Annotated in this window: 17 protein-coding genes and 1 pseudogene; 2 read left to right on the forward strand and 16 right to left on the reverse strand. The window is 70.7% G+C overall.

Annotated elements, in window-relative coordinates:
• Positions 1 to 129: 129 nt before the first annotated feature.
• Positions 130 to 309, forward strand: a pseudogene (locus J1M38_RS08985) (pyridine nucleotide-disulfide oxidoreductase); the annotation flags it as partial.
• A gap of 25 nt (positions 310 to 334) precedes the next feature.
• A complete protein-coding gene (locus tag J1M38_RS08990; protein WP_206481534.1) occupies positions 335 to 970 on the forward strand; it encodes a class I SAM-dependent methyltransferase in 636 nt (211 codons plus the stop codon).
• Between the two features lie 25 nt (positions 971 to 995).
• Here J1M38_RS08990 and dapF read toward each other — a convergent pair whose 3' ends face one another.
• From dapF to dapA, 16 genes are all read right to left on the reverse strand, one after another.
• Positions 996 to 1,949: a diaminopimelate epimerase gene (gene dapF, locus J1M38_RS08995; RefSeq protein ID WP_206481535.1), complete on the reverse strand. Its 954-nt coding sequence runs from the start codon at positions 1,947 to 1,949 to the stop codon at positions 996 to 998.
• A gap of 9 nt (positions 1,950 to 1,958) precedes the next feature.
• Positions 1,959 to 2,897: a tRNA (adenosine(37)-N6)-dimethylallyltransferase MiaA gene (gene miaA / locus J1M38_RS09000; RefSeq protein ID WP_206481537.1), complete on the reverse strand. Its 939-nt coding sequence runs from the start codon at positions 2,895 to 2,897 to the stop codon at positions 1,959 to 1,961.
• Positions 2,897 to 4,387, reverse strand: a complete 1,491-nt coding sequence (gene miaB, locus J1M38_RS09005; protein ID WP_206481539.1) for a tRNA (N6-isopentenyl adenosine(37)-C2)-methylthiotransferase MiaB — start codon at positions 4,385 to 4,387, stop codon at positions 2,897 to 2,899. Before miaB ends, miaA begins: the two co-directional genes overlap by 1 nt.
• A 96-nt stretch (positions 4,388 to 4,483) precedes the next feature.
• Complete coding sequence (locus tag J1M38_RS12085) at positions 4,484 to 4,837, reverse strand: regulatory protein RecX (protein ID WP_233569940.1); 354 nt, start codon at positions 4,835 to 4,837, stop codon at positions 4,484 to 4,486.
• Positions 4,838 to 5,489: 652 nt separating this feature from the next.
• Positions 5,490 to 6,554, reverse strand: a complete 1,065-nt coding sequence (gene recA / locus J1M38_RS09015; RefSeq protein WP_036315035.1) for a recombinase RecA — start codon at positions 6,552 to 6,554, stop codon at positions 5,490 to 5,492.
• Positions 6,555 to 6,808: 254 nt separating this feature from the next.
• The gene (locus J1M38_RS09020; RefSeq protein WP_206481336.1) at positions 6,809 to 8,923 is read right to left on the reverse strand and encodes a DUF6270 domain-containing protein; all 2,115 of its coding nucleotides are present in this window, start codon (positions 8,921 to 8,923) and stop codon (positions 6,809 to 6,811) included.
• On the reverse strand, positions 8,920 to 12,258 hold the full coding sequence (locus J1M38_RS09025) for a glycosyltransferase (RefSeq protein ID WP_080695878.1): 3,339 nt from the start codon (positions 12,256 to 12,258) through the stop codon (positions 8,920 to 8,922). Before J1M38_RS09025 ends, J1M38_RS09020 begins: the two co-directional genes overlap by 4 nt.
• The gene (locus tag J1M38_RS09030; RefSeq protein ID WP_036315029.1) at positions 12,255 to 13,544 is read right to left on the reverse strand and encodes an FkbM family methyltransferase; all 1,290 of its coding nucleotides are present in this window, start codon (positions 13,542 to 13,544) and stop codon (positions 12,255 to 12,257) included. The genes J1M38_RS09025 and J1M38_RS09030 overlap by 4 nt, the downstream gene beginning before the upstream one ends.
• Before the next feature lie 140 nt (positions 13,545 to 13,684).
• Positions 13,685 to 13,903: a DUF3046 domain-containing protein gene (locus tag J1M38_RS09035; RefSeq protein ID WP_002856506.1), complete on the reverse strand. Its 219-nt coding sequence runs from the start codon at positions 13,901 to 13,903 to the stop codon at positions 13,685 to 13,687.
• 98 nt (positions 13,904 to 14,001) lie between these two features.
• The gene (locus J1M38_RS09040; RefSeq protein ID WP_206481337.1) at positions 14,002 to 14,403 is read right to left on the reverse strand and encodes a helix-turn-helix domain-containing protein; all 402 of its coding nucleotides are present in this window, start codon (positions 14,401 to 14,403) and stop codon (positions 14,002 to 14,004) included.
• A 107-nt stretch (positions 14,404 to 14,510) separates the two neighbouring features.
• The gene (locus J1M38_RS09045) at positions 14,511 to 15,794 is read right to left on the reverse strand and encodes a hypothetical protein (protein ID WP_134376961.1); all 1,284 of its coding nucleotides are present in this window, start codon (positions 15,792 to 15,794) and stop codon (positions 14,511 to 14,513) included.
• A gap of 80 nt (positions 15,795 to 15,874) precedes the next feature.
• Positions 15,875 to 16,396, reverse strand: a complete 522-nt coding sequence (locus J1M38_RS09050) for a CinA family protein (protein ID WP_206481338.1) — start codon at positions 16,394 to 16,396, stop codon at positions 15,875 to 15,877.
• A 10-nt stretch (positions 16,397 to 16,406) separates the two neighbouring features.
• Positions 16,407 to 17,021, reverse strand: a complete 615-nt coding sequence (locus J1M38_RS09055; protein ID WP_206481373.1) for a CDP-alcohol phosphatidyltransferase family protein — start codon at positions 17,019 to 17,021, stop codon at positions 16,407 to 16,409.
• Positions 17,018 to 20,173 carry a DNA translocase FtsK gene (locus J1M38_RS09060; protein ID WP_206481339.1) on the reverse strand — a complete coding sequence of 1,052 codons (3,156 nt, stop codon included), beginning with the start codon at positions 20,171 to 20,173 and terminating at the stop codon, positions 17,018 to 17,020. Before J1M38_RS09060 ends, J1M38_RS09055 begins: the two co-directional genes overlap by 4 nt.
• A 54-nt stretch (positions 20,174 to 20,227) precedes the next feature.
• Positions 20,228 to 21,913, reverse strand: a complete 1,686-nt coding sequence (locus tag J1M38_RS09065) for a ribonuclease J (RefSeq protein ID WP_206481340.1) — start codon at positions 21,911 to 21,913, stop codon at positions 20,228 to 20,230.
• Between the two features lie 14 nt (positions 21,914 to 21,927).
• Positions 21,928 to 22,845 carry a 4-hydroxy-tetrahydrodipicolinate synthase gene (gene dapA, locus J1M38_RS09070; protein ID WP_036337647.1) on the reverse strand — a complete coding sequence of 306 codons (918 nt, stop codon included), beginning with the start codon at positions 22,843 to 22,845 and terminating at the stop codon, positions 21,928 to 21,930.
• Positions 22,846 to 22,943: the final 98 nt, after the last annotated feature.

A 22,943-nucleotide genomic window follows, 5' to 3' on the forward strand; every position in this document is an offset into this window, starting at 1 on the left:
ACGAGCAACGCGGGCAAACCAGATGGCCAGCACCGGGCAGTTCCCGTGGCCATCACTGGGCAGTCCTCATGGCCGTCAGCGGGTCATTCCCTGGCCACCTATGGGCAGCTTTTCATGGCCGCTTACACTCCCCTGCGGCTGCGCACGCCCGCCGGCGGTATCCGCGTGGCGGGCGGGCGCGCCCTGGACGAGCCGCGCCTGTTCCTCCTCGGCTACGGCCCCTCCCAGTCCACGGTCGGGGCCAACCGCGCCGGGCGCGACGCAGCGCGCGCGATCCTCTCGGACCTGGCCGGGCCGGCGTCGGACTGAAGGCCGCCACGACCCGCTGACTACGATGGTCGCCGTGAGCCCCGCATCCCACTACTTCGACGTCGACCCCTCCGCGCCCGAGCGACGCCGCACCGTGCGGACACGCCTGGCCGGCCGCGACGTCGAGGTCCAGACGGCCAACGGGATCTTCTCCCCGGACGGTCTGGACAAGGGCACCGCGGCCCTGTTCTCGGCCGTGCCCGCGCCGCCGGCGAGGGGCCGGTTCCTCGACGTCGGCGCGGGCTGGGGGCCGATCGCCCTCACGCTGGCGCTGCGGTCGCCCGAGGCGGAGGTGACCGCCGTCGAGGTCAACGACCGCTCCCTGCAGCTGACCCGCGACAACGCCGCGGCGCTGGGCCTCGGCAATGTCGTGGCACTGCGGCCGGAGGACGTCCCCGAGGGCGCGGAGTTCGACCTCATCTGGTCCAACCCGCCCATCCGGATCGGCAAGCCGGCGCTGCACGCCCTGCTGGAGCGGTGGCTGCCACGCCTGGTCCCCGGCGGCGAGGCCTGGCTGGTGGTGCAGAAGAACCTGGGCGCGGACTCGCTGCTGCCGTGGATCGGCCGGATGCTCGAGGAGCGCGCGCCCGGCCGGTTCACCGCGGAGCGGGCGGACAGCGTCAAGGGCTTCCGGATCCTGCGGGTGGCGCGGGCGCGCTGAGACGCCGTTCCCCGAACGACAGCGGTCAGGCGGTGAGTTCGCCGTCGAAGACCAGCTCGGCCGGGCCCGAGAGGACCACGTGCTCGGCTCCCTCCGGACCCGGCACGACGTCGACGGCCAGCACGCCACCGGGCACCTCGACGAGCCACGAGTCCGAGCCCTGGTCGCCCGACCATGCGCGCATCGCCACAGCCGCCGCGCACGCGCCCGTCCCGCAGGACTGGGTCTCGCCCACCCCGCGCTCGTGCACGCGCATCCGCACGCGGCCGACGCCCTCGCGCACGAGCGGCTCGTGCGCGGCCACGAACTCGACGTTCGTGCCGTGCGGCGGGGCGGGGTCCACCTCGGGGGCGCGGCCCAGGTCCAGGCCCTCCAGGTCGGCGAAGGAGGCCAGCGGGACCACGGTGTGGGGGTTGCCCATCGAGATGCTCAGCGCCGGACGCGGATCGGTGAGGCCGTGGGCGAGGACCATCGAGTCCGACGCCGCCTCCTCCGCCAGCTCGGGGTCGAGGTAGGACCAGGGGCCCATGTCGATCGCGTAGCCGTGCTCGAGCCGGGTCACGGCCTTCACGCCGGCGCGCGTGCCGATGGTGATCGCCCGGCCGGGGGCCAGGTCCACGAGGCCCTTCTCGACCAGGAAGTGCACGAAGACGCGCACCCCGTTGCCGCACATCTCGGCGATCGAGCCGTCGCCGTTGCGGTAGTCCATGAACCACTCGGCCTCGGGGTGCTCGGCGAGCAGCGCCTCACCCTCCGGCAGACGCGCGGACCGCACGGCGCGGATGACGCCGTCGGCGCCGATCCCCCGGTGCCGGTCAGCCAGCCGTGCGACGCGCTGGGCGTCGAGCTGCGTGTTGCCGTCCGGGTCGGCGATCAGCACGAAGTCGTTGCCCGTGCCATGGCCCTTCGTGAACGGCACGCGCGGCGCGCTCGCGTGGAGGGGGTCCTGGGCGGCGGGCGCCGCGGGCTGCTCGGTCATGAGCCCAGTCTAGGTGGCGTCCCCGGCGACGACGGCGAGCGCCTCCGCCACGATGTCCTCGCCCTGCGCGTCGAGCCAGACGACGCGCGGGTCGGCCCGGAACCAGGTCTCCTGGCGTCGGGCGAACCGGCGCGTGGCCACGACGGTCTGCTCGGCCGCCTCCGCCTCGGTGAGCTCGCCGTCGAGGACGGCGAGCATCTGGGCGTAGCCGATGGCGCGGGACGCGGTCGGCCCCTGCCGCAGCCCCTCCGGCCCGGGGACGTCGAGGCGGCGGACCTCGTCCAGCAGGCCCCCGGCCAGCATACGCTCCACCCGGGCCGCGATCCGCTGGTGCAGCTCGACCCGGTCCAGGCGCAGGCCGAGCTGCACCACGGGGGCGACCTCCGGGGCGTACGTGCGCTCCGGCATGAACGCGGAGAACGGACGGCCCGTCAGCCGGCACACCTCCAGCGCGCGCACGATGCGGCGGGCGTCCTGCAGCCGCTCCGCCGAGACCGGGTCCAGGGCGGCCAGCTCGGCCCTCAGCCCGGCCAGGCCCTCCCGCTGCGCGCGCGCCTCCAGTTCGGCCCGCAGCGCCGGGTCCGTGGGCGGGAACTCGAGCACGTCCAGCGCCGCCCGCACGTACAGCCCGGAGCCGCCCACGAGGATCGGGGTCCGGTCCCGCGCGCGGATCTGGTCGAACAGGTCGCGGGCCGCGGACTGGAAGGCCGCCACCGAGGCCTCCTGACCGACGTCGAGCACGTCCAGCAGATGGTGCGGGACGCCCTCGCGTTCAGCCGGGGTGACCTTCGCCGTGCCCACGTCCATCCCCCGGTAGAACTGCAGGGCGTCCCCGTTGACCACCTCGCCGTCCAGCGCGTGCGCCAGGGCGACGGCGAGAGCGGACTTGCCCGTCGCCGTCGCCCCGACGACGGCGACGACGGGCGGCCGGGCCGCGGCGGCGGACATCAGGACCGCGGGCGCAGGGTCGGCATGCCGAGGCTCGTGGCCCCGGAGCCGCCCGCCGCGCCGGGGGCGGGCGCGCCGCACGACTCGGCCTGGGCGCGGTCCCACGCGTCGCCGGCGCGGGAGCGGCGCAGGACGTAGTCCTGGGCGGTCGGGTCGGCGACGGCGAAGAACGGGTGGGCCTCGGTGACCGTCACGGTGACGAAGTCACCGGGGCGGGGGGTCTCGGCCCCGGCGGGCACGGAGAAGTGCACGAGCCGGTTGTCGGGTGCGCGCCCGGACAGGCGGCCGCGCTCGGCGGCCTTGGAGCCGGAGTCGGCGGTGACGAGCAGCTCCTGGCGGGTGCCGACGAGCGTGGCCATCTCCTCGGCCGAGATCCGGTCCTGCAGCGCCACGAGGCGCTCAAAGCGCTCCTGGACGACGGCCTTGGGCACCTGGTGGTCCATCTCCCCGGCCGGGGTCCCCGGGCGGATGGAGTACTGGAAGGTGAACGCGGAGGAGAAGCGGGAGGCCTCGACCACGCGCATCGTCTCGGCGAAGTCCTCCTCGGTCTCCCCGGGGAAGCCGACGATGATGTCCGTGGTGATGGCGGCGTGCGGGATGCGCTCGCGCACCTTCTCCAGGATCCGCAGGAACTTCGCGGACCGGTAGGAGCGGCGCATGTCCTTGAGCACTCTGTCCGAGCCCGACTGCAGGGGCATGTGCAGCTGCGGCATGACGTTGGGGGTCTCGGCCATCGCGTCGATGACGTCGTCCGTGAACGCGGCCGGGTGGGGGCTGGTGAAGCGGACGCGTTCGAGGCCCTCGATCTCCCCGCACGCGCGCAGCAGCTTGGCGAACGCGCCGCGGTCGCCGAACTCGACGCCGTAGGTGTTCACGTTCTGGCCCAGCAGCGTGACCTCGACGGCGCCGGCGTCGACGAGTGCCTGCACCTCGGCGAGGATCTCCCCGGGGCGGCGGTCCTTCTCCTTGCCGCGCAGCGACGGGACGATGCAGAACGTGCACGTGTTGTTGCAGCCCACGGAGATGGACACCCAGCCGGAGTGCGTGGAGTCGCGCTTGGTGGGCAGGGTGGAGGGGAACACCTCGAGCGACTCGAGGATCTCGATCTCGGCCTCGGCGTTGTGGCGGGAGCGCTCCAGCAGCACGGGCAGGGACCCGATGTTGTGGGTGCCGAAGACGACGTCCACCCACGGAGCCCTGCGCTGGATGGTGGCCTGGTCCTTCTGGGCGAGGCACCCGCCGACGGCGATCTGCATGCCCGGGTGCGCGTCTTTCACCGCACGCAGGTTGCCGAGGTTGCCGTACAGGCGGTTGTCCGCGTTCTCGCGGACCGCGCACGTGTTGAAGACCACGAGGTCGGCCTGGGCGTCCTCGGCGACCGGGGCGTAGCCGGTGGACTCGAGCAGGCCGGAGATGCGCTCGGAGTCGTGCACGTTCATCTGGCAGCCGAAGGTGCGGACCTCATAGGTCAGACCCTCGTGCGGGCGCATGGCGGCGCCGTCCTGCGCGAGCGGGGTGGTGCGGGGGGTGGGGTCCGTCAGAGTCACCGCACCATTCTAGGAACTCCGGGCGCGACCCGGGTCCGCTCACTCCTCGTGCTCGGCGAGGACCTCCTTCACGACGGCGAACGCGAGGCCGCCGCCGTAGCCCTTGCGTCCCAGCATGCCGACGAGGCGGCGGGTCACCTTGTCCCGCTCGGCCCGGGCCTCCGGCGAGGCGCCGCCGGGGACGGTGCGGCCCCGCAGCCGTCGGCGCACGAGGTCGAGGGCGGCGGCCCGCTCGTCCTCGCCGTCGATGGCCTCGAGCGCCTCGGCGGCGATCTCCCGGTCCACGCCCTTCTGCTGGAGCTCGTGCCCGAGGGCGCGGCGCGCCAGGCCCTTGCTTCGGTGACGGCTGCGGACCCAGACCTCGGCGAAGGCGGCGTCGTCCACGAGCCGCACCTCCTCGAAGCGGTCGAGGACGCGCTCGATCAGCTCGGGCTCGGCCTGGCGCTCGGCGAGCTTGCGTTCGAGCTGGCCGCGGGAGCGGGGGCCCAGGGCGAGCTGGCGCAGGACGACCTCGCGTGCGGCCTCCTCACGCTCACGCGGTGCGGTCGGCAGGGGCGCCGGGCCGGGGCGACGTCGGGGGCGGTCTGGGGGGCGGGCTCAGCCGGCGCGCGGCCGTCCTCGCGGGGCCGAGTGCGCCCCGACCGCTTGGCGGGCGCCCGCTTCCGTCCTCGGCGCTCGGTGCCCGCCCCGGTGCCCTCGCCCCCGGACCACGGCAGCGATCGGGGCCCGGCGCCGGGCACGGGGCTGGGCAGGTCGCTCGCGCGGGTCAGCAGGGCTCCGAGATCCGGCACCGCGTCAGGGACGGGGTCCCGGACGTCCCCCACGGGGGTTCCGGCGTCGTGCGCGGGCACGGCGTCCTGCGCGGGGTCCGTGGCGTCCGCGTCGGACGACGTCGGCTCCGGCACGTCGGCCAGGTCGAGCCACATCCGGCCCACGTCCGAGTCCCGGGCGTCGTCGAACGCGGACGCACCGGAGGCGGAGCCGCTCCGGCCGGTCGTCTCCGACCGGTGGGCGACCCCGCCTCCGACGTTCCTGTGCGATCGGGTCATCCGGCCGCGGTGTCCCCCGGAACCGCGGTCAGGGCCGGGGCCTCGTCATCCTCGGCCTCCGGGGCCACCCCGATGCCGAGCTTCGTGAGGATGCGCTGCTCGATCTCGTTGGCGAGGTCCGGGTTGTCCCGGAGGAAGCGACGGGCGTTCTCCTTGCCCTGCCCGAGCTGGTCCCCGTCATAGGTGAACCACGCGCCGGACTTCTTGACGATGCCCTCCTCGACACCCATGTCGATCAGGCCACCCTCGCGGGAGATGCCGACCCCGTAGAGGATGTCGAACTCGGCCTGCTTGAAGGGCGGGGCCATCTTGTTCTTGACGATCTTCACGCGGGTGCGGTTGCCGACGGGGTTGCCGGCCTCCTTGAGGGTCTCGATGCGCCGGACGTCGATGCGCACGGACGCATAGAACTTGAGCGCCTTGCCGCCCGTGGTGGTCTCCGGGGAGCCGAAGAACACGCCGATCTTCTCGCGCAGCTGGTTGATGAAGATGGCCGTGGTCTTGGTCTGGTGGAGGCGGCCGGTCACCTTGCGCAGCGCCTGGGACATGAGGCGGGCCTGCAGGCCGACGTGGGAGTCGCCCATCTCGCCCTCGATCTCGGCGCGCGGGGTCAACGCGGCCACGGAGTCGATGACGACGATGTCCAGGGTGCCCGAGGAGACGAGCATGTCCATGATCTCCAGGGCCTGCTCGCCCGTGTCCGGCTGGCTGACCAGCAGGGCGTCCGTGTCCACACCGAGCTTGCGGGCGTAGACCGGGTCCAGGGCGTGCTCCGCGTCGATGAAGGCCGCGATGCCACCGTTGCGCTGCGCGTTGGCCACCGCATGCAGGGCCAGGGTGGTCTTGCCCGAGGACTCCGGACCGTAGATCTCCACCACGCGGCCGCGCGGCAGGCCGCCGATGCCCAGGGCCACGTCCATGGCCACCGAGCCCGTGGGGATGACCTCGACGGGCGCCTGGGTCTGGTCCCCCAGCCGCATGACGGAACCCTTGCCGAACTGCTTGTCGATCTGGGCGAGAGCGGCCTCGAGGGCCTTCTCGCGATCCGTCACCTTGCTCATCCTTCACCCCTAGCTCTGGTGGTGCTGCGACGGACGCTGGAGCGCCCGCCTCGGTCATGTCCGTGAATCTACGGGGAGCAGCGGACATGATAAGCACGCCTTGCTCCGCCTGTGCACGAGATCACCCCGTCGCACTGCTGTGCAGGACTCTACCGCATTATTCGAACACGTGTTCGAAGCCGGGCCTGGGCTACAGACCCCACCGGGGCCGGGCGATGCCGCGGCCGGACCGCCGACACCCGGACGCGCCGGCGTCACTGCCGGGCGCGACGGGGCCGGGCGGAGCCGCCCGTGCCACCGAACAGCACCGGGTCCCCCCGACCGTCGACGTGGATCTCGTGGACCCGCCGACCGCGCGCGTCGAACGCCTCCAGCCGCCAGTGCTCTCCGTCGTCCAGCCGGGGCAGCACCACGGGCGGACCGATGTGCTCCACCTGGTCCACGACGTCCTCGCCGTGCATCCGGGACAGGGTGCAGGCGTGCCCGTCGTCGGCCTCTCCCGGGAAGGCGGCCCAGTCCACCCGTGAGAGCCCGCCGGGCTCGGCGGTGACCAGGACGTCCGGCCCGTCTGAGTCGTCGCCCCGTTCATGCGCCAGCAGCGCGTCGATGTCCGTCGCCACGGTCGAGGCCGAGTGGCCCCGACGCATCGCGTCCACGGCCCGCGCCGTCACGTGGGCGGGCAGCGCGGCGTGCCCGGCCCCCCAGGTGGCGATCCGCACCTGGTGCTCGGCGTCCGTGGCGAACCGCCGAGGGCCGCCCGTCATGCCCGGGGTGCGGTGGACGAGGGGCAGCAGGTGCCCCTCCACGTGGTGGTCGCCCGCGTTCTGGAACACCACCACGCGACGGCCCGCGTCGAGCGTGCCCACCCGGTGCCCGATCCCCTCCTCGGCCAGCCGCGCCTCCACGGCCTCGCGCTCCGCGACGGGGTCGAGCTCCTCACCGGGGAAGAGCGTCCGCAGGTAGTCCCGCACCGTGGGCGGGTGGTAGTCGAGCAGGTCCGTCTGGGGGTTCCAGGCGAAGACGCTGCTGCGCCCCTCGAGCTCCTCGTTCAGCCGCAGCGCCGCGAAACCGCCCCCGGACCCGCCCACCAGGAGCAGGTCACGGCCCAGCCCGTCCGCCAGGGCCCGCAGAGTGGCGAGCAACGTGGCGTGGGCCTGGGAGCCGGGCGAGCCCGTGTACCACCCGAGGAGGAGGTCGTCGGCGAGCTGCATCGAGGGGTCGCTGACGGCGACCCACGGGATCCCCAGCTCGTAGGAGAGCCGACGCCCGGCGAAGAACGGCGGGGCCACGCTGTTCCGCTGGCTCATCGCGCCCGTGAGGAAGACGACGACGGACTCGCGCTCTCCCACGCCCCCGAGGTCACCGCGGATGATGAGGTCAAGGTGATTGCCGTCCGGCAGGGGCAGGATGTGCAGTCCCGGACCGAAGCCGGAGGCCGCGAACTCCTCGACCGACCCCCAGCGGACCGGGTCGACCCCGTAGTTCGCATAGTCGCTCTCCACGACGTCCCGGTATGGTGCGGACGGCTCGGGCGCAGCGGGCTCGGCGGACGGCTCGGGCGCAGCGGGCTCGGCCGGGGCCTGCGGCGCAGCGGGCTCGACGGGCTCCGCGTCCGGGCTGACGTCGACGAGACCGTCGACCTCCCATGGATCGCGTCCGTCAAGCACGGCGACCACCCCGGCCGCCAGCGCGGCGGCGGCCGCCGGGGCGAGGGCCAGCGGGTCGGCGGTGCCGTCGTCGGCGAGCGCGGCGTGTCGGATCGCGTCGTCCACGCGCACCACCCGGGCCGGGTCGAGGTCCTGGGCCGCCCGGTCGGCGAGCCGGTCCGCGTAGCGCGCGGCAGCGAGGATCGCGGCCTCGTGCCGGGCGGCGGTCCCGTCCGCGGTGCGGACCGCCACCCCGCCGTGATGCAGGATCAGCCGCTCTCTCAGACCCACGGCATCCAGGGTGGAGAGGAAGGTCCGCCACCCGGCCACCCACAGCGCGAAGTGCTCGTCGTCGCCGCTGGGCACCCGGCGCCGGCCGTCCTGCGGCGGTGCCGACTCGAGGTACTCCGGCGAGACGGTCACGACGGCCCCGGACGGGAGCACGTCGAGGGCGAAGCGCTCGTCGGCGACGTCGACGACGATCGCGTCGGGATCGAGCCGGACCAGGTCGGCCACGAGCATGCGGTCGACGTCGCGGCGGACCAGCTCACGCCGGAAGTCCGAGGCGACCCCGGTCAGGTCGGCGTCCTCGACGGGCGGGGTGCCCAGTCCGGCCATGGAGACCCGGGCGAGGAAGTGCCCTGCGGGCACGGAGAGCCGGGGGTCCGCGACCAGGGCGGAGCGGGTCAGGGCGCTCCCGACGACGGCGATGCGTGCGGTCATGGCCTGTGGGCCTCTCTCTCGGGATGGGGACGGACCGACGGAGCGGAGTGGTCCCCGTCGGTGCGGAACGCCAGGCGGAGTTCGGCGTCCAGCACGTGGTCCGCGCCGGACTGTCTGCGGACCCGGCGTGCCGCGGCCGCGGACATCCTCAGATACCGCGCGGGCTCGGCGCGCAGCGTCCGGACGGCGTCCGCGAGCGCGCGGTGGTCTTCGGGCGGCGCCAGGAAGGCGACCTCCTCGTCGACGAACTCGGGGATCGCGGCCACCGCCGACGTGATGGGCACCAGACCCGAGGACATCGCCTCGTCGCGGCTGACGCCCTGGGTGTCGCTGCGGGTGGGCACGAGCAGTACGCCATGCCGAGCATGCTCGGACGCGATCTCTGCATGAGTCAAGAATCCCTTTCGAATCAATACATTCTCGAAATCCCACAATGGCGCCAGCGTCTCCTCGAAGAGAGGGCCATCTCCAATAAATGTGAAATCCAGCTCATTGAACCAAGGCTCGTTGGATAGCTCAAGAACAGCAGCAACGGCAAGGTCGTTGGCGTATACATGCGAATGGTATGGGCGGATCGAGAGGACACGAAGACGGTGCTGCGCGGTCTTCTCTTGATACGGAAAGACGGTGTCATCGATTGGATTATGAATCACCGAATACCGATGGTCTGGCAAGCGAATACCGACATCCTCGAAAACTGTTTCAGCGAACCACCGGGAGACAAAGATGAAGTGCATATTGTCGGGGCTGGAATCGAAGACTTCTCTCCACATTGCCAAACGCTGTTCAGTGAGCATCTTAGCGGCATCCAGCTCTTCTTCCGTGGCGTAGTTAAAACGGCGACGCCACCAGGGCTGGATCTCGAATCCGTGAACCCACACCGTGGTCGGAGGGAGGTCAGACGTAGCCTTCAATACATTCCACGTCTCGGGGAGCAAACAGTGTACTACGAGGGTCTTCACCTCTCCCGTTGCAAGAGTCGCAATGAGGTCCTGGACACGCAATACGGCCACGTCGACGTCTTCGAACTCTCGAAATCTAGGGCCGTCTCCTTCGCCCACGAGGATGGTTTCCAGGCGGTGGCCCATCTCCCTATATCGACGAAGCCGACTATGAACGAACCCATTCCTGTAGAGGTTGTCATAGGCAGGATAGATGTTAGTGATCAACACATCAGAACTTCCAGCCAGCATGGGCACGGAGGGCGCAACGTAGGGCCCGTTTACTACGCGATGGACCACGGCGCTACCGGATCCACTCACCCGTAGACCCCAACGCATCGCGCGAGCCTGCTCGGGGATCTTGACGGTGGTGTACTGGCGCGCCGGAATCATGGCATGGCCGAAGCGCTGTCCGTCAGCATCTAACCAATAGGCAACGAGCATGATGTCGAGTCCGACGCTGACGTCGAAGTACACGGGCTGATCATTACCGTTTTGGTGAAACTCCACTGGGCGCGCCAGTGAGTTAATCCAGTACTGGTGCCGGCCTGCCCCAAGGGAAGACGTGACACGGGGCACTCCGTCCTCCCATGTCAGAGTCATCTCGTCGAAGGACTTCATTCCCTCGAAGATGGTTCCCAGGTCCATAACCGGCATGTCGTCGCTGGATTCTGCGAAGACCAGATCGTCCGCATGCTGACGGATCTCCGTCAGTGTCAAGCCCTCGTAAACATCGAGCGAGGACGCGGGCGCGAGTGCTGGCTCTTCCGAGGTCGCGCCTCCGGCGCAATATTCGAGCGGCGAGACGGCCAGGCCCGACAGCTGCGCAGCGTCCAGTTGCCTAGCGACTCCGTTACAGTCCGCCACCTGTGCCCAATCAAGTCGCGAGAGGGAACGACACGGCAGAATCTTGTCCTGCAGTCGCCAGGCCGTACCAAGCTCACGGCGTTCGAGCGAGCCGTCGACGCTGTCAACGGCGTAGTGCTCCACGTGCCCACACGTTTTCACATCCGCCCATCTCAGAGTGAGGACCATGTCCTCGAGATAGTGGGGGCCGTACCAGTCGTTGGGATCAAGCATCCCGGCGAGGGTGCACCCCCTTGTCCTTGCCAGCCCGTCCAAGTCGGCCAGTTCGTCGAACAGGACCACACGAGGATCCTGTAGCTCAAGCGGCATGGGCGCGAATTCCTCAACCTTGCCCTGCACGGCCAGGACCCAGTCGTTCCAGGTCTGACCTGCCCATCGGCGGACAAGTTCCACGACGGCCGCTGCATCCCGGCCGAGGGTAGAGGGGACAACCATCAGCGGACGCTCGACAGCAGCATCCGGCAACGTCACCCCTGACCGCGACGCGACGAACTCTAAGCGCTCTGTGTAGGTGTGCTCGCGCAGGACCTTGCGAAGGGCCACGGCACGAAGACGCTCGTTGCCGTTCGGCTGGGCCTCGATCGCTTCGAGCCGGCGTCGCATCTGCCTGCCTGAGTCAGTAGAGACGACTAAGTCCCCGAACATCAGTCGAAGCCCGCGGGAGAAGTTGCTGACGGTCAAAGTATTGGAGGCAAGCAATTCGAAAACCCGACGAGCGAACATCGACTGCGACTGTTTAACCGAATTCAGGTTGAGGTTAACTGTATAGCCCTTGTAGGGCACGTCCAGGAGGCCCGGCGTCAGCGCCCCGCCGACGATGTATCGCTGATAGTCCTCCGGGAATGTGTAGCCCGAGGTAGCACGCCCATGATTGCGATCGTAGATGTCAAACCGCCGCCCATCCGCGGAGAGTTCCGCGGACAGCTCTTGGAGATCAGCAAGGCGTTCTGGATACTTCGCATAATAGGCACCGGCAAAAGCGCAACCCTCCACGCGGTCAAACACTTCGACAGGGTTGGATTGGGCGGTCTGCGCCGCGAAGGGCAGGAAGTGCACATTCTCATGACCCAGCTCGCGCTTATAGCGCGGAACACAGTCGAGGTCGGTGGTAAATACCGCATCGAACTCGCCCGCAGCCGTGAGGAACGTGTTGAAGTGGACCGGGTCCTCCTTGTTCCAGAACGCCGTGGGGACGCCGCGAGAGCGGCACCACGCCAAGATCCCCTGAAGTTCGGGTCCAAGGCGGTGCACCGTGTTCCACCAGGTCTGCCGGTGCCCCCGCCAGGCTGACTCAACGAGTAGGAGATCCGGCTGGGCCGCCGCGATCTCGGCACGCCAATACTCCATCGTTAGTGGCACCAAATCTGCCTCGGCCTCGAACGCAGTTTGTGAGAACTCGTCCAAAATGCAAGCGACGACGAGCTTTCCGGCTCGGCCGGCTCGTCGGCGCACCGGGACGGGATCACTGTTGCGGCGTCGAGCTGCTATGTCGGCCGGCACCACTGGCTTGGGAATTGCTCGGGTCATACGTCGCGCTTCTTCTTCTCTTCACGGATGATCGCAAGCAGTCGAGGCAGTGCGCGCGATGCGCCGGAAACGCTTTGGGCCTCACTCAACGCCCTACCGGCGCGGAAAGTTCGAGACGATCGAATACGGCGTAGGGTCGCGCGCATCTCGCCGGCCTCGGCAAGGGCCATCTCTTTTTCTGTCGTCACGAGTTCGAGCGCATCTTCCAGATACCGAAGACGCTCTGCGGCCGCCTCGTTCTCTGCCTGGACGGTACGTGTGGACCAGAGTCGATCTTCGACCGTTTCCACGAATCCACGGATGGCGCGGAAGTCCTCTAGATGAAGCCGTTCTCTGGCCTCGAGTTCCGCAATCCGTCGCCGAGCGTCCGTCAAGGCCCCCTTGAGTTCAGCCTCGGCCGCGGACTGTCCGATCTCCAGTTCCGCGAGAGCGCCTAGATGCGTTACTAGTTTCCGAGCCTCGGGATCTTCCAAATCGTTGGTGATTGTCTGGAATTTGCTGCGAAGGGACTCCGCTATCCGACGCTCGGTGTAAAGGCGATGCATGACTGCATTTATTCCGGTCCGCTCCCCTGCGTCGTTCTGCTTGCCTCCGGGGGAGAACAGCAGCGTCGGCGAGGCGTTTACCACGTCAACTACACGGTAGCCGAGCGGGCTTAGCAATGAGCTCACAGCCTCATACGCTTCATAGTCCAGGCACTCGACCCAGATCAACGGGCGGTCTCTGGTAATCATCTCCATCCCGCCCTGCAGGACCTCCAGTTCAAAGCCCTCTACATCGATCTTCACCATGCGTACGCTTTGCCTTTGGATGAGATCGTCGAGGGTGTAGACAGCCACATCTTGGCCAGCATCACCTTCTTCGAATGAGAGCGACTGCGTTCCCAGATTCGCAGGATCGTGTAGGATCAAACGCCCAAAGCCGGGTTGCGCACCCGCGGCACATTCATACACCTCGACGCGGTCAACGGCGCCGTTTAACTCGACTGACCGGCGCAATGCATCGGCAAGGTGGCTGTCTGGCTCTATAGCGACTACTCGGGCATCGGCCACACAAGCGAGGTTAAGCGTGTGGTTGCCAATATTGGCCCCGACATCAATGACAAGGTCACCGGGCAACAGGGCCGCGGCCATCCTGTCCAGCATCTCCTCCTCGTAGGGAGAACCCTCGCGCTGTAGGTGTCCCTGGATGTAGTCCGTGCCAGAGTCCGGCACGACCACGTCGTAAACGCCGCCCCTCGAACGGACTCGGGCCACGCCCGTCGCCCCGGCGTCCGCCAAAATCATCGGTGGCTCCTTAGTCCGAATTGGTGGCCACGCACCTGTTCGATTGGTACCTGCCCTTGGTTAGCAGGCCATCGCGTGTCAACCACACGCCCGGCCCCCAGCCACTGTACCGGCCAGGGCTCTGGCGGCAGAGAAACACGTCAGCGTTTCGGCGGCACGTCCCGACCGAGACGCCGCTCCTGCGGGATCTCATGCAGGTCGCAGACCGCCAGCCAGACCCGCCGCGGGTCCACGCCGGCGGCGAGCGCCGCCGTCGCGGTGGTGTCCAGGCCGGGCAGGTGCAGGGAGTCGGCCACGAGGCCGGCCCGGGCGGGGCCGAACTCCTCGTCCATCAGTCGGCGGAACTCGCTCTCGCGCACGGGCGGTCCTCTCTGTGGTCGGTCGCGGGGTCAGGGACGGGGACGCAGACGGCGCGGGCGCCCCGAGACGGGGCGCCCGCGCCGTGGGTGTGGCGGGGTCAGCGGCCGGCCAGCGAGCCCAGGCTGGGGTCCGTGAGGTCGTCCGGCAGGGTGTCCGGGACGACCATGCCCTCCTGCTCCACGAGCCGGTCCGAGACCTCCCGCAGCAGGTAGGACAGCGGGATGGCCAGCGCCTGGCAGATCGAGGCCAGCAGCTCGGAGGAGGCCTCCTTCTGGCCGCGCTCCACCTCCGACAGGTAGCCGAGCGAGACACGGGCGTCGTGCGAGACCTCGCGCAGGGTGCGGCCCTGGAGCTGCCGGACGTCGCGCAGGACGTCGCCGATCTCGTGGCGGAGGAGGGGCATGCTGCGCTCCTTGATGTCGGGGGCGGCTGCGCGGGGACGGGGCTGGTCATCGACCCAGCGCGTGATTCCGTGGGAATGGACGGGATGTCGCATCATGTCTATCGCCTGCTCCTGGACTTTTCCTGAAGGGCGCCGGACCGCGGGCCTGATCCCGCGAGGCACTCTTCTTGACTCGTTACATTCAACGTCGGGCGGGGTCGCGTTCATTCCCGAGACACCGCCTCCCCCGCCGTCGGGCCCTCCGCGGCCCCGTCGCCCTCGTGCCGCTCCGAGCGCCGATGCCGTTCCCGCAGGGAGTACGTGGCGTTCCGGATGCGCTCGGAGTCGTCCAGGCTCGATCCGACGGCCCCGGCCATCGTGCCCATCGACGCCGCCAGCCACACGAGCCGGACGTAGTCGCCCACACCGCTGGGCTGCTCGAGCTCCTCCCCCAGATACTCCACGGGGATGATCATGAGCGCGACCAGCAGCAGCGTCACGAAGAGCAGCACGTAGACGACGGTGCAGGCCAGGCCCACGGTGAGCACGGTGGAGAGGTTGTCCAGCCGCGAGCTGTGCCGGTGGGCCGCACCGTGCGTCCACAGACCGTTCGTGGTGACCAGCCACGCCACCAGCAACACCACGGACAGCACGCTGACCGCCGCGAGCCGCCCCGGAGACATCACGCTGGAGAGCACCCAGATGGAGCCGAAGAACACGCCGTAGGCACCGGCCGCGCTGGCCGAGGCGATCGTGAACGTCATGTCCCGCGGCATGAGCAGCGGCCGGTTGGCCATCACCATCCCGGCCAGCAGGCGCAGCGTGCCCGTCCAGCCCTTCACGTACACCGTGGACGTGCGCCGGGACCCGCCGCCCATCCCGGTGGTCGTGGTCACGTCCGCGTCGACGTCGCCCAGTGGGGCGATGCCCCGCAGCGCGGCCGTGTCGGGCTCGGGAGGCTCGTCCGCCGGGGACCGGCCGCCGTCCTCCTCCACCTCGCCGGACTCGTCGGAGGACTGCACGTCCAGCTCCCCGTCCGGCGGGTCCACGTGCGGGGCGGTGTCGATGTGCTCGACGATCCGCAGCACCGTCTCCCGCAGCCGGCGGGCCGGGGTGATGACCCCCAGCGCCGGGACGCACACGACGCCGACCCGCAGCTGCGGCACGACGTCCGCCACCACGCCGCGCCGGTCGTCGAACCGGGGCAGGTCGACGACGGCGACCACCGTGTCCCATCCCTGCCCGTCCGCGAGTGAGCGGACCGGCTCCTCCAGGACCATGCCCCCGGTCGCACCGACCGGCAGCGACTCCTGCCGTGTCTCGACCCGCCAGCCGCCGGGCTGCGGCAGGCGTTCGTCGAGCCGGTCCTCGACGTCCCCGGCGATGCGGCGCACGAGGGCCCACGGGGTGCCCGGGTCGGCCACGAGGCCGATGACGCGGGGGCCCGGGGCGTCGTCGCCGTCCTGCGGCGCATGCTCGGGCGGGGTGGGAGGCGATGCGGTCTCCATCGCGCCGAACCTACGCGCCGGGTCGGGCCGGCACCAGGGACGGGGCGCCGAGTCGGGTCGGTCGGCGCCCCCATGCAGCCTCAGTGGTCGGGGCCGGCGAGCAGGTGCGTCAGGGCCTGCAGCGCCGCGGCGACGGTGGCCTCCCGGATCGCGGCCCGGTCGCCGTCGAGCCGGAGGAGGATCGCGGTGGCCGCGCCGTCGCGCTCGCCGCCGAGCACGTCCAGCGCGCTCGCGTCCGCGTCGGGCACGGCCAGGCCGAGCCACACGGTGCCCACCGGCTGGCCCTGGTGCGGCTCGGGCCCGGCGACGCCCGTGGTGGCCACGCCGACGTCGGCGCCCAGGGCCGCCCGGGCGCCGAGGGCCATCCGCCGGGCCACGTCCGCGTCCACCGCCCCGATCCGCGCGAGCAGGTCCTCCGGCACACCCAGCAGGCCGGTCTTCACGGCGTTCTGGTAGGCCACCACGCCGCCGTGCAGCACGGCCGACGCCCCGGGGACGTCGGCCAGGCGCGCGGCCAGCAGGCCGGCGGTGAGGGACTCCCCCGTCGCCACCGTGAGGCCCGCGTCCGCGAGCGCGTGCACCACGTCCCGGGCCGCCGCCATGGTCATCGCCTCAGGCCCCCCGCTGGGCGGCGAAGGCGTCCCGCCGCAGGACCCACGCGTCCTTGACGTACTCCAGGCCGGTCAGCACCGTCAGCACGGTGGCGGCCCCGATGACCACCCATCCGGCCCACGGCCACCAGCCGCCCACGAGCGGGGCCAGGGGCAGGAGCAGCAGGCCGATGCCCACGGTCTGCAGCACGGTCTTGAGCTTGCCGCCGCGGCCGGCCGGCATCACGCCGTAGCGGATCACCACGAAGCGCATCAGGGTGATGCCCCATTCACGCACCAGGATCACGATGGTCACCCACCACCACAGCTCGCCCAGCAGGGAGAACAGCACGAGGGCCGTGCCCGTGAGCAGCTTGTCCGCGATGGGGTCCGCGATCTTGCCGAAGTCGGTGATCAACCCGCGGGCGCGGGCGATGTCCCCGTCGAGCTTGTCGGTGTACATGGCCGCCGCGAACAGCGCCAGCGCGACCCAGCGGGCGAGGAGAGAGTCGCCGCCCCACGGCCCGCCGGCCCACAGCGCCCAGGCGAAGAAGGGCACCATCAGGATGCGCACCGAGGTCAGGATGTTCGGCAGGTTCCAGGCGGACACGTGCTGCGCCCCGCCCGCCGTGCTCATCTGCCCGTCAGCTGCCACGCGTCCTCCGATCCCTCGTCGTCGTCTTCATCGTTCCAGTCCACGGCGGCCGGGCGCGAGTCCAGGTCCTCCTGCACCAGGTCGCGCGGAGCGGACGACGCCGAGGCGGCGTCGTCACCGGTTCCGGTCGAGGGCGGGGTGTCTCCGGAGATGGTGGCGAGCACGTCCGCGAGGTCGTCGGGCTTGACCAGCACGTCGCGGGCCTTGGAGCCCTCGGAGGGGCCCACGACGCCGCGGGACTCCATGAGGTCCATGAGGCGGCCGGCCTTCGCGAAGCCCACCCGCAGCTTGCGCTGCAGCATGGACGTGGAGCCGAACTGCGTGGTGACCACGAGTTCGACGGCCTGCAGGAGCAGGTCCAGATCGTCGCCGATGTCCTCGTCGATGACCTTCTCGGTCTTCTCGGGGATCACGTCCTCGCGGTACTGGACCTGCATCTGCGACTTCACGTGCTCCACGACGGCGTGGATCTCGGACTCGTTGACCCACGCCCCCTGCACGCGCATGGGCTTGGACTTGCCCATCGGCAGGAACAGGGCGTCGCCCTGGCCGAGCAGCTTCTCCGCGCCGGGCTGGTCCAGGACCACGCGCGAGTCCGTGACCGACGACGTCGCGAACGCCATGCGCGAGGGCACGTTGGCCTTGATCAGGCCCGTGACCACGTCCACGGACGGCCGCTGCGTGGCGAGCACGAGGTGGATGCCGGCCGCACGGGCCAGCTGGGTGATGCGCACGATCGCGTCCTCGACGTCGCGCGGGGCGACCATCATCAGGTCCGCGAGCTCATCCACGATGACCAGCAGGTACGGGTACGGGCGCAGCACGCGCTTGGAGTCCGGCGGCAGCTTCACCTGGCCGGCCCGGACGGCCTTGTTGAAGTCGTCCACGTGCTTGTAGCCGAACGCCGCGAGGTCGTCGTAGCGGGTGTCCATCTCCTTGACGACCCACTGCAGCGCCTCGGCCGCCTTCTTCGGGCTCGTGATGATCGGGGTGACCAGGTGGGGCACGCCCTCGTACGCGGTGAGCTCGACGCGCTTGGGGTCCACCATCACCATGCGCACCTCGTCCGGGGTGGAGCGCATGAGGATCGAGGTGATCATCGAGTTCACGAACGAGGACTTGCCGGCGCCGGTGGCGCCCGCCACGAGCATGTGGGGCATCTTCGCGAGGTTGGCCACCACGTAGCCGCCCTCCACGTCCTTGCCGACGCCCATCACCATCGGGTGGTCGGTGCGCTGGGCGGCCTGCGAGCGCAGGACGTCGCCGAGGGCCACGACCTCCTTGTCCGTGTTGGGGATCTCGATGCCGATCGCGCGCTTGCCCGGGATGGGGCTGAGGATCCGCACGTCCGAGGAGGCCACCGCGTACGCGATGTTCTTCTCCAGCGCCGTCACCTTCTCCACCTTGGTGCCGGGGGCGACCTCGACCTCGTAGCGCGTCACCGTCGGCCCGCGGGAGAACCCGGTGACCTGGGCGTCCACCTTGAACTCGGTGAACGTGGTGGTCAGCGCGGCGACGACCCGGTCGTTGGCCTCGGAGCGCTCCTTCGGCTGGGGGCCGGCAGGGAGCAGGGCCGACTGCGGCAGCGTGTAGGACACGTCCCCGCCCAGCGGGGACTGGGTGCCGCGGGCCGGCTCTGCGGTCACCGGCGGCACCGGTGCGGGGGTGCTGGCGGGCACGGCGGAGGACGACGACGGTGCGGCGGTCCCGGAGCCCTGACCTGGGGCGTCGTCCAGGGCGAACGGGGTGTCCTCCCCCGCGTCCTCCTCCAGGGCTGTGGCGGCCGGGGCGGCGGCCTCGCGCTGGGCGCGGGCGTGTTCGCGCACCTGCTCGAGGGCACGGTCCGCGGCCGTGGGCCGGCGCACTCCGGCGGGCGGCTGCGGCTCGGCGTCCGCGTCCTCGGGCGCGTCGTCCTCGTCCACCCACGGGTCGAAGTCGTCCGAGGCGTCCTGGTCCGCGTCCCGCGGGTCACGCGCGTCTGCGGCGGCCTGCTCGGCGTCGAACACGCCCTGCTCTCCGCGAGCGGCCCGCCGCGGGGCGGGTCGGGGCAGGACCTGGGTGGTCTCGGCCTCGGGGGCGGCGTGGGAGCCGGCCTCGGCCTCGTGGATCACCGGGGAGTCGTAGGCGGTGCCGGCGGAGTGCTCCGAGGCGGCGTCGGCGGCCTGATCCTCGCGTGCCCGGCGCCCGCCGAACAGGCGCGCGAACAGGCCCGGCCGGGAGGCCCCGGCGGCGTGGGAGCCGGCTGCCGGTCCGTCCAGGTAGGACTGGTCGTGGTCCGGGTGGGTGCGCCCGGTCTCCGCGTCCACGGAGAGCGGGGTGGCGAGGTCCTCGGCCTCGCGGCGCTCCTCACGGGCCCGGCGCCGCTCGTCGCGGCGGGCGGCCCGCTGCTCGGAGGCGCCCTCGGGGTCCTGGCCCGTGAGCCAGTCGTAGCCTCCCGCGAGCCGCTGCGGGATCGCACCGACGGGCGTCGCGGTGAGCACGAGCACCGAGAAGAAGGCCAGCAGGATCATGAGGACCCAGACGGGCACGGGGGTCAGCAGGGAGGCCAGCGGCGCCGTCGCGAGGTAGCCGACCATGCCCCCGGCGCCGAGCATGTCCTCGAAGGCGTCGGCGGCCGAGGGCACGCCGCCCACGAGGTGGGCGATGCCGGAGCCCGCGACGGTGGCCATGAGCAGGCCGATGATGATGCGCCCGTTGGCGCGATGGTCCGTGGCGTGGCGGAAGCAGCGCACGGCCACGACGAGCAGGGCGATCGGCACCAGGAGGGCGAACCACCCGACGGTGCCGCCCACCACCCCGTGCACCACGCGGCCGACGGCGGTGCCGCGCAGGCCCCACCACTCCACGGCCGCGATCAGCGCGGCGAGCAGCAGCAGGAGCAGGCCGGTGCCGTCACGGCGTTCCTCGCGGTCGATGCGCACGTCCGGGCCGAGCTTGCGGAAGCCCGCGCCGACCGGTGTGGCCAACCCCATCCACAGGGTGTGCAGGGCGCGCAGGGGCGCGGCGGGCCGGTCGGCCTCGGGGACGGTCGCGGTCGACCCCTTCCGTCCGGAGCCTCGGCGTCCGGCGGAGCCGGAGCGGGACGTGGCGGAGGAGGAGGACGACGAACGCGTGGGGGAAGTACGGGTCGCCATGCCTACCAAACTACCGCGAACCGCGGACACGGCAGGCATGGCGACCCGGAGGGGTCAGGCCTCCAGGACCACCGGGATGATCATCGGGCGGCGGCGCAGCTTGCGGTTGACCCACGTGCCGACGGTCCGGCGGACCACCTGCTGGAGCTGGTGGGCGGTGTGGTCCTTGCTGGACTGCACGGCCTCCTCGAGCGCCCGGACGATCTTCGGCTTGATCTCCTCGAACACCTTCTCGTCCTCGGCGACGCCGCGGGCGTGGACGTCCGGGCCGGACACGATCGTGCCGGTCTGCCGGTTGACCACGGTGATGATCGAGAGGAAGCCCTCCTCGCCCAGGACACGGCGGTCCTTGAGGTCCGAGTCGGAGATCTCACCCACGGAGGAGCCGTCCACGTACACGTAGCCGCACTCCACCTCGCCGACGACCTTCACGAGGCCGTCGGTCATGTCCACCACGGTGCCGTTGCCGGCCAGGATGACGTTCTCGGCCGGCACGCCGGTCTTCTCCGCGATCCGGCCGTTGGCGATCAGGTGGCGGGTCTCGCCGTGCACCGGCATCACGAACTCGGGCTCGACGATGTTGTAGCAGTACAGCAGCTCGCCCTCGGAGGCGTGGCCGGAGACGTGCACCTTGGCCATGCCCTTGTGCACCACGGTCGCGCCGAGCTTCATGAGCCCGTTGATCACGCGGAACACGGAGTTCTCGTTGCCCGGGATCAGGGAGGAGGCCAGCACGACGAGGTCGCCCTCCTCCAGCTGCACCTGGTGGTCCCCGTTGGCCATGCGGGACAGGGCCGCCATCGGCTCGCCCTGCGAGCCGGTGACCATGAGCACGATCTCGTCGTCGCGGTACTTGTCCACCTTGCGGATGTCCACGAGGATCCCGTTCGGCACGTTGAGGTAGCCGAGCTTCGCCGCGATGGTCATGTTGCGGATCATGGAGCGCCCGCCGAAGGCGACCTTGCGACCGTGCTTGTGGGCGGCGTCGAGGACCTGCTGGACGCGGTGCACGTGGGAGGAGAACGAGGCCACCACGATGCGGCGCTTCGCCGTGGCGAAGTAGCGCTCGAGGGTGGGGCCGATCTCCGCCTCCGTGGTGGTGAACCCCGGGACCTCGGCGTTCGTGGAGTCGGTCATGAACAGGTCCACGCCCTCCTCGCCGAGACGGGCGAAGGCGCGCAGGTCCGTGATGCGGCCGTCGAGCGGCAGCTGGTCCATCTTGAAGTCGCCGGTGTGCAGGATGGTGCCGGCGTCCGTGTGGATGGCGACGGCGAGCGCGTCCGGGATCGAGTGGTTCACGGCCACGAACTCGCACTCGAACGGGCCGAACTCGACGATGTCGTCTTCCTTGACCACGCGGGTGCGCGGCGTGATCCGGTGCTCCTCGAGCTTGGCCTCGATCAGGGCGAGGGTCAGCTTGGAGCCGATCACGGGGATGTCGTCGCGCAGGCGCAGCAGGTACGGCACGGCGCCGATGTGGTCCTCGTGGCCGTGGGTCAGGACGATGCCGACGACGTCATCCACGCGGTCCCGGATGTAGTCGAAGTCCGGCAGGATCAGGTCGACGCCGGGCTGGTGCTCCTCGGGGAAGAGGACGCCGCAGTCGACGATGAGGATCTTGCCGTCGATCTCGAAGGTGACCATGTTGCGGCCGACCTCCTCGAGGCCGCCCAACTGGACGATGCGGCAGGTGCCCCGCTTGAGCTTGGGCGGGGTGGACAGGCGGGTGCCTGCGGTCATGGAACGGGTCCCTTCTAGAAGGTGATGCCGGCCTCCGCGAGGTCGGCTCGGATGACGGAGAGCTCGTCCGGCGTGGCCTGGACGAGGGGCAGCCGCACGGCTGCGGACGGGATGACGCCCTGGGCGGCGAGGACGGCCTTCGCGGCCACCGCGCCCTGGACGTGGGTCATGATGCCGCGCTGGACGGGGTCCAGCGCGAAGTGGTGGTCACGGGCACCGGCCAGGTCGCCGGCGTGGACGGCGTCCACGAGCTGGCGGTACAGCTCGGGGGCCGCGTGTGCGGCCACCGAGACGACCCCCACGGCGCCGAGCGCCATGAGCGGCAGGGTCGCGCCGTCGTCGCCGGAGTAGAGGTCGAGGTCCGTGTGCGCCAGGACGGTGGTGGTGGACTGCAGGTCCCCCTTGGCGTCCTTGAGTGCACGGATGTTGGGGTGCTGCGCGAGCGCGATGATCGTCTCGGGCTCGATCGGCATCACGGAGCGGCCCGGGATGTCGTAGAGCATGATCGGCAGGTCCACGCCGTCGGCCACGGCCTCGAAGTGCGCGCGGATGCCGGCCTGGTTGGGCTTGTTGTAGTACGGGGTGACGAGCAGCAGCCCGTCCACGCCCGTCTCGGCCGCGCGGCGGGACAGCTCGAGGGTGTGCGCCGTGTCGTTGGTGCCGGTGCCGGCCACGACCCTGGCGCGGTCCCCCACGGCCTCGACGACGGTGCGGAACATCGCCACGTTCTCGTCGTCCGTGAGCGTGGAGGTCTCGCCGGTGGTGCCGGTGACCACGAGGCCGTCGGCCCCGCGGTCCACCAGGTGCTCGGCCAGCACGGCGGCCGCCTCGAGGTCCACGGCGCCCTCGTCCGTCATGGGGGTGACCATGGCGGGCACGACCGTGCCGAAGAGCAGCTCGGAGGGGATGACGGCGGAACGGACGGCACTCATGGGCCCCACCCTACCTGCGAGACTGGGGGCCCGCGCCGTCCGTGGCCCCTCCGCGACGCGCGGGCCCCCAGTCTCGCAGGTAGGGTGGGGCCCATGAG

This window comes from Micrococcus sp. KRD070, from assembly GCF_017168435.1.
In the GTDB taxonomy this organism is placed as follows: domain Bacteria; phylum Actinomycetota; class Actinomycetes; order Actinomycetales; family Micrococcaceae; genus Micrococcus; species Micrococcus luteus.

What these genes read in the sequence shown, in the direction of transcription:
- J1M38_RS09030 (WP_036315029.1), bottom strand. Translation starts at nt 13,544, where the DNA reads ATGATTTTGGCGGACGCCGGGGCGACGGGCGTGGCCCGAGTCCGTTCG.
- J1M38_RS09025 (WP_080695878.1), bottom strand. Translation starts at nt 12,258, where the DNA reads ATGACCCGAGCAATTCCCAAGCCAGTGGTGCCGGCCGACATAGCAGCT.
- J1M38_RS09020 (WP_206481336.1), bottom strand. Translation starts at nt 8,923, where the DNA reads ATGACCGCACGCATCGCCGTCGTCGGGAGCGCCCTGACCCGCTCCGCC.
- dapF (WP_206481535.1), bottom strand. Translation starts at nt 1,949, where the DNA reads ATGACCGAGCAGCCCGCGGCGCCCGCCGCCCAGGACCCCCTCCACGCG.
- J1M38_RS09040 (WP_206481337.1), bottom strand. Translation starts at nt 14,403, where the DNA reads ATGATGCGACATCCCGTCCATTCCCACGGAATCACGCGCTGGGTCGAT.
- recA (WP_036315035.1), bottom strand. Translation starts at nt 6,554, where the DNA reads ATGAGCAAGGTGACGGATCGCGAGAAGGCCCTCGAGGCCGCTCTCGCC.
- J1M38_RS09045 (WP_134376961.1), bottom strand. Translation starts at nt 15,794, where the DNA reads ATGGAGACCGCATCGCCTCCCACCCCGCCCGAGCATGCGCCGCAGGAC.
- miaB (WP_206481539.1), bottom strand. Translation starts at nt 4,387, where the DNA reads ATGCGCCCGCACGAGGGTCTGACCTATGAGGTCCGCACCTTCGGCTGC.
- J1M38_RS08990 (WP_206481534.1), top strand. Translation starts at nt 335, where the DNA reads ATGGTCGCCGTGAGCCCCGCATCCCACTACTTCGACGTCGACCCCTCC.
- J1M38_RS09065 (WP_206481340.1), bottom strand. Translation starts at nt 21,913, where the DNA reads ATGACCGCAGGCACCCGCCTGTCCACCCCGCCCAAGCTCAAGCGGGGC.
- J1M38_RS09050 (WP_206481338.1), bottom strand. Translation starts at nt 16,396, where the DNA reads ATGGCGGCGGCCCGGGACGTGGTGCACGCGCTCGCGGACGCGGGCCTC.
- dapA (WP_036337647.1), bottom strand. Translation starts at nt 22,845, where the DNA reads ATGAGTGCCGTCCGTTCCGCCGTCATCCCCTCCGAGCTGCTCTTCGGC.
- J1M38_RS09060 (WP_206481339.1), bottom strand. Translation starts at nt 20,173, where the DNA reads ATGGCGACCCGTACTTCCCCCACGCGTTCGTCGTCCTCCTCCTCCGCC.
- J1M38_RS09055 (WP_206481373.1), bottom strand. Translation starts at nt 17,021, where the DNA reads ATGAGCACGGCGGGCGGGGCGCAGCACGTGTCCGCCTGGAACCTGCCG.
- miaA (WP_206481537.1), bottom strand. Translation starts at nt 2,897, where the DNA reads ATGTCCGCCGCCGCGGCCCGGCCGCCCGTCGTCGCCGTCGTCGGGGCG.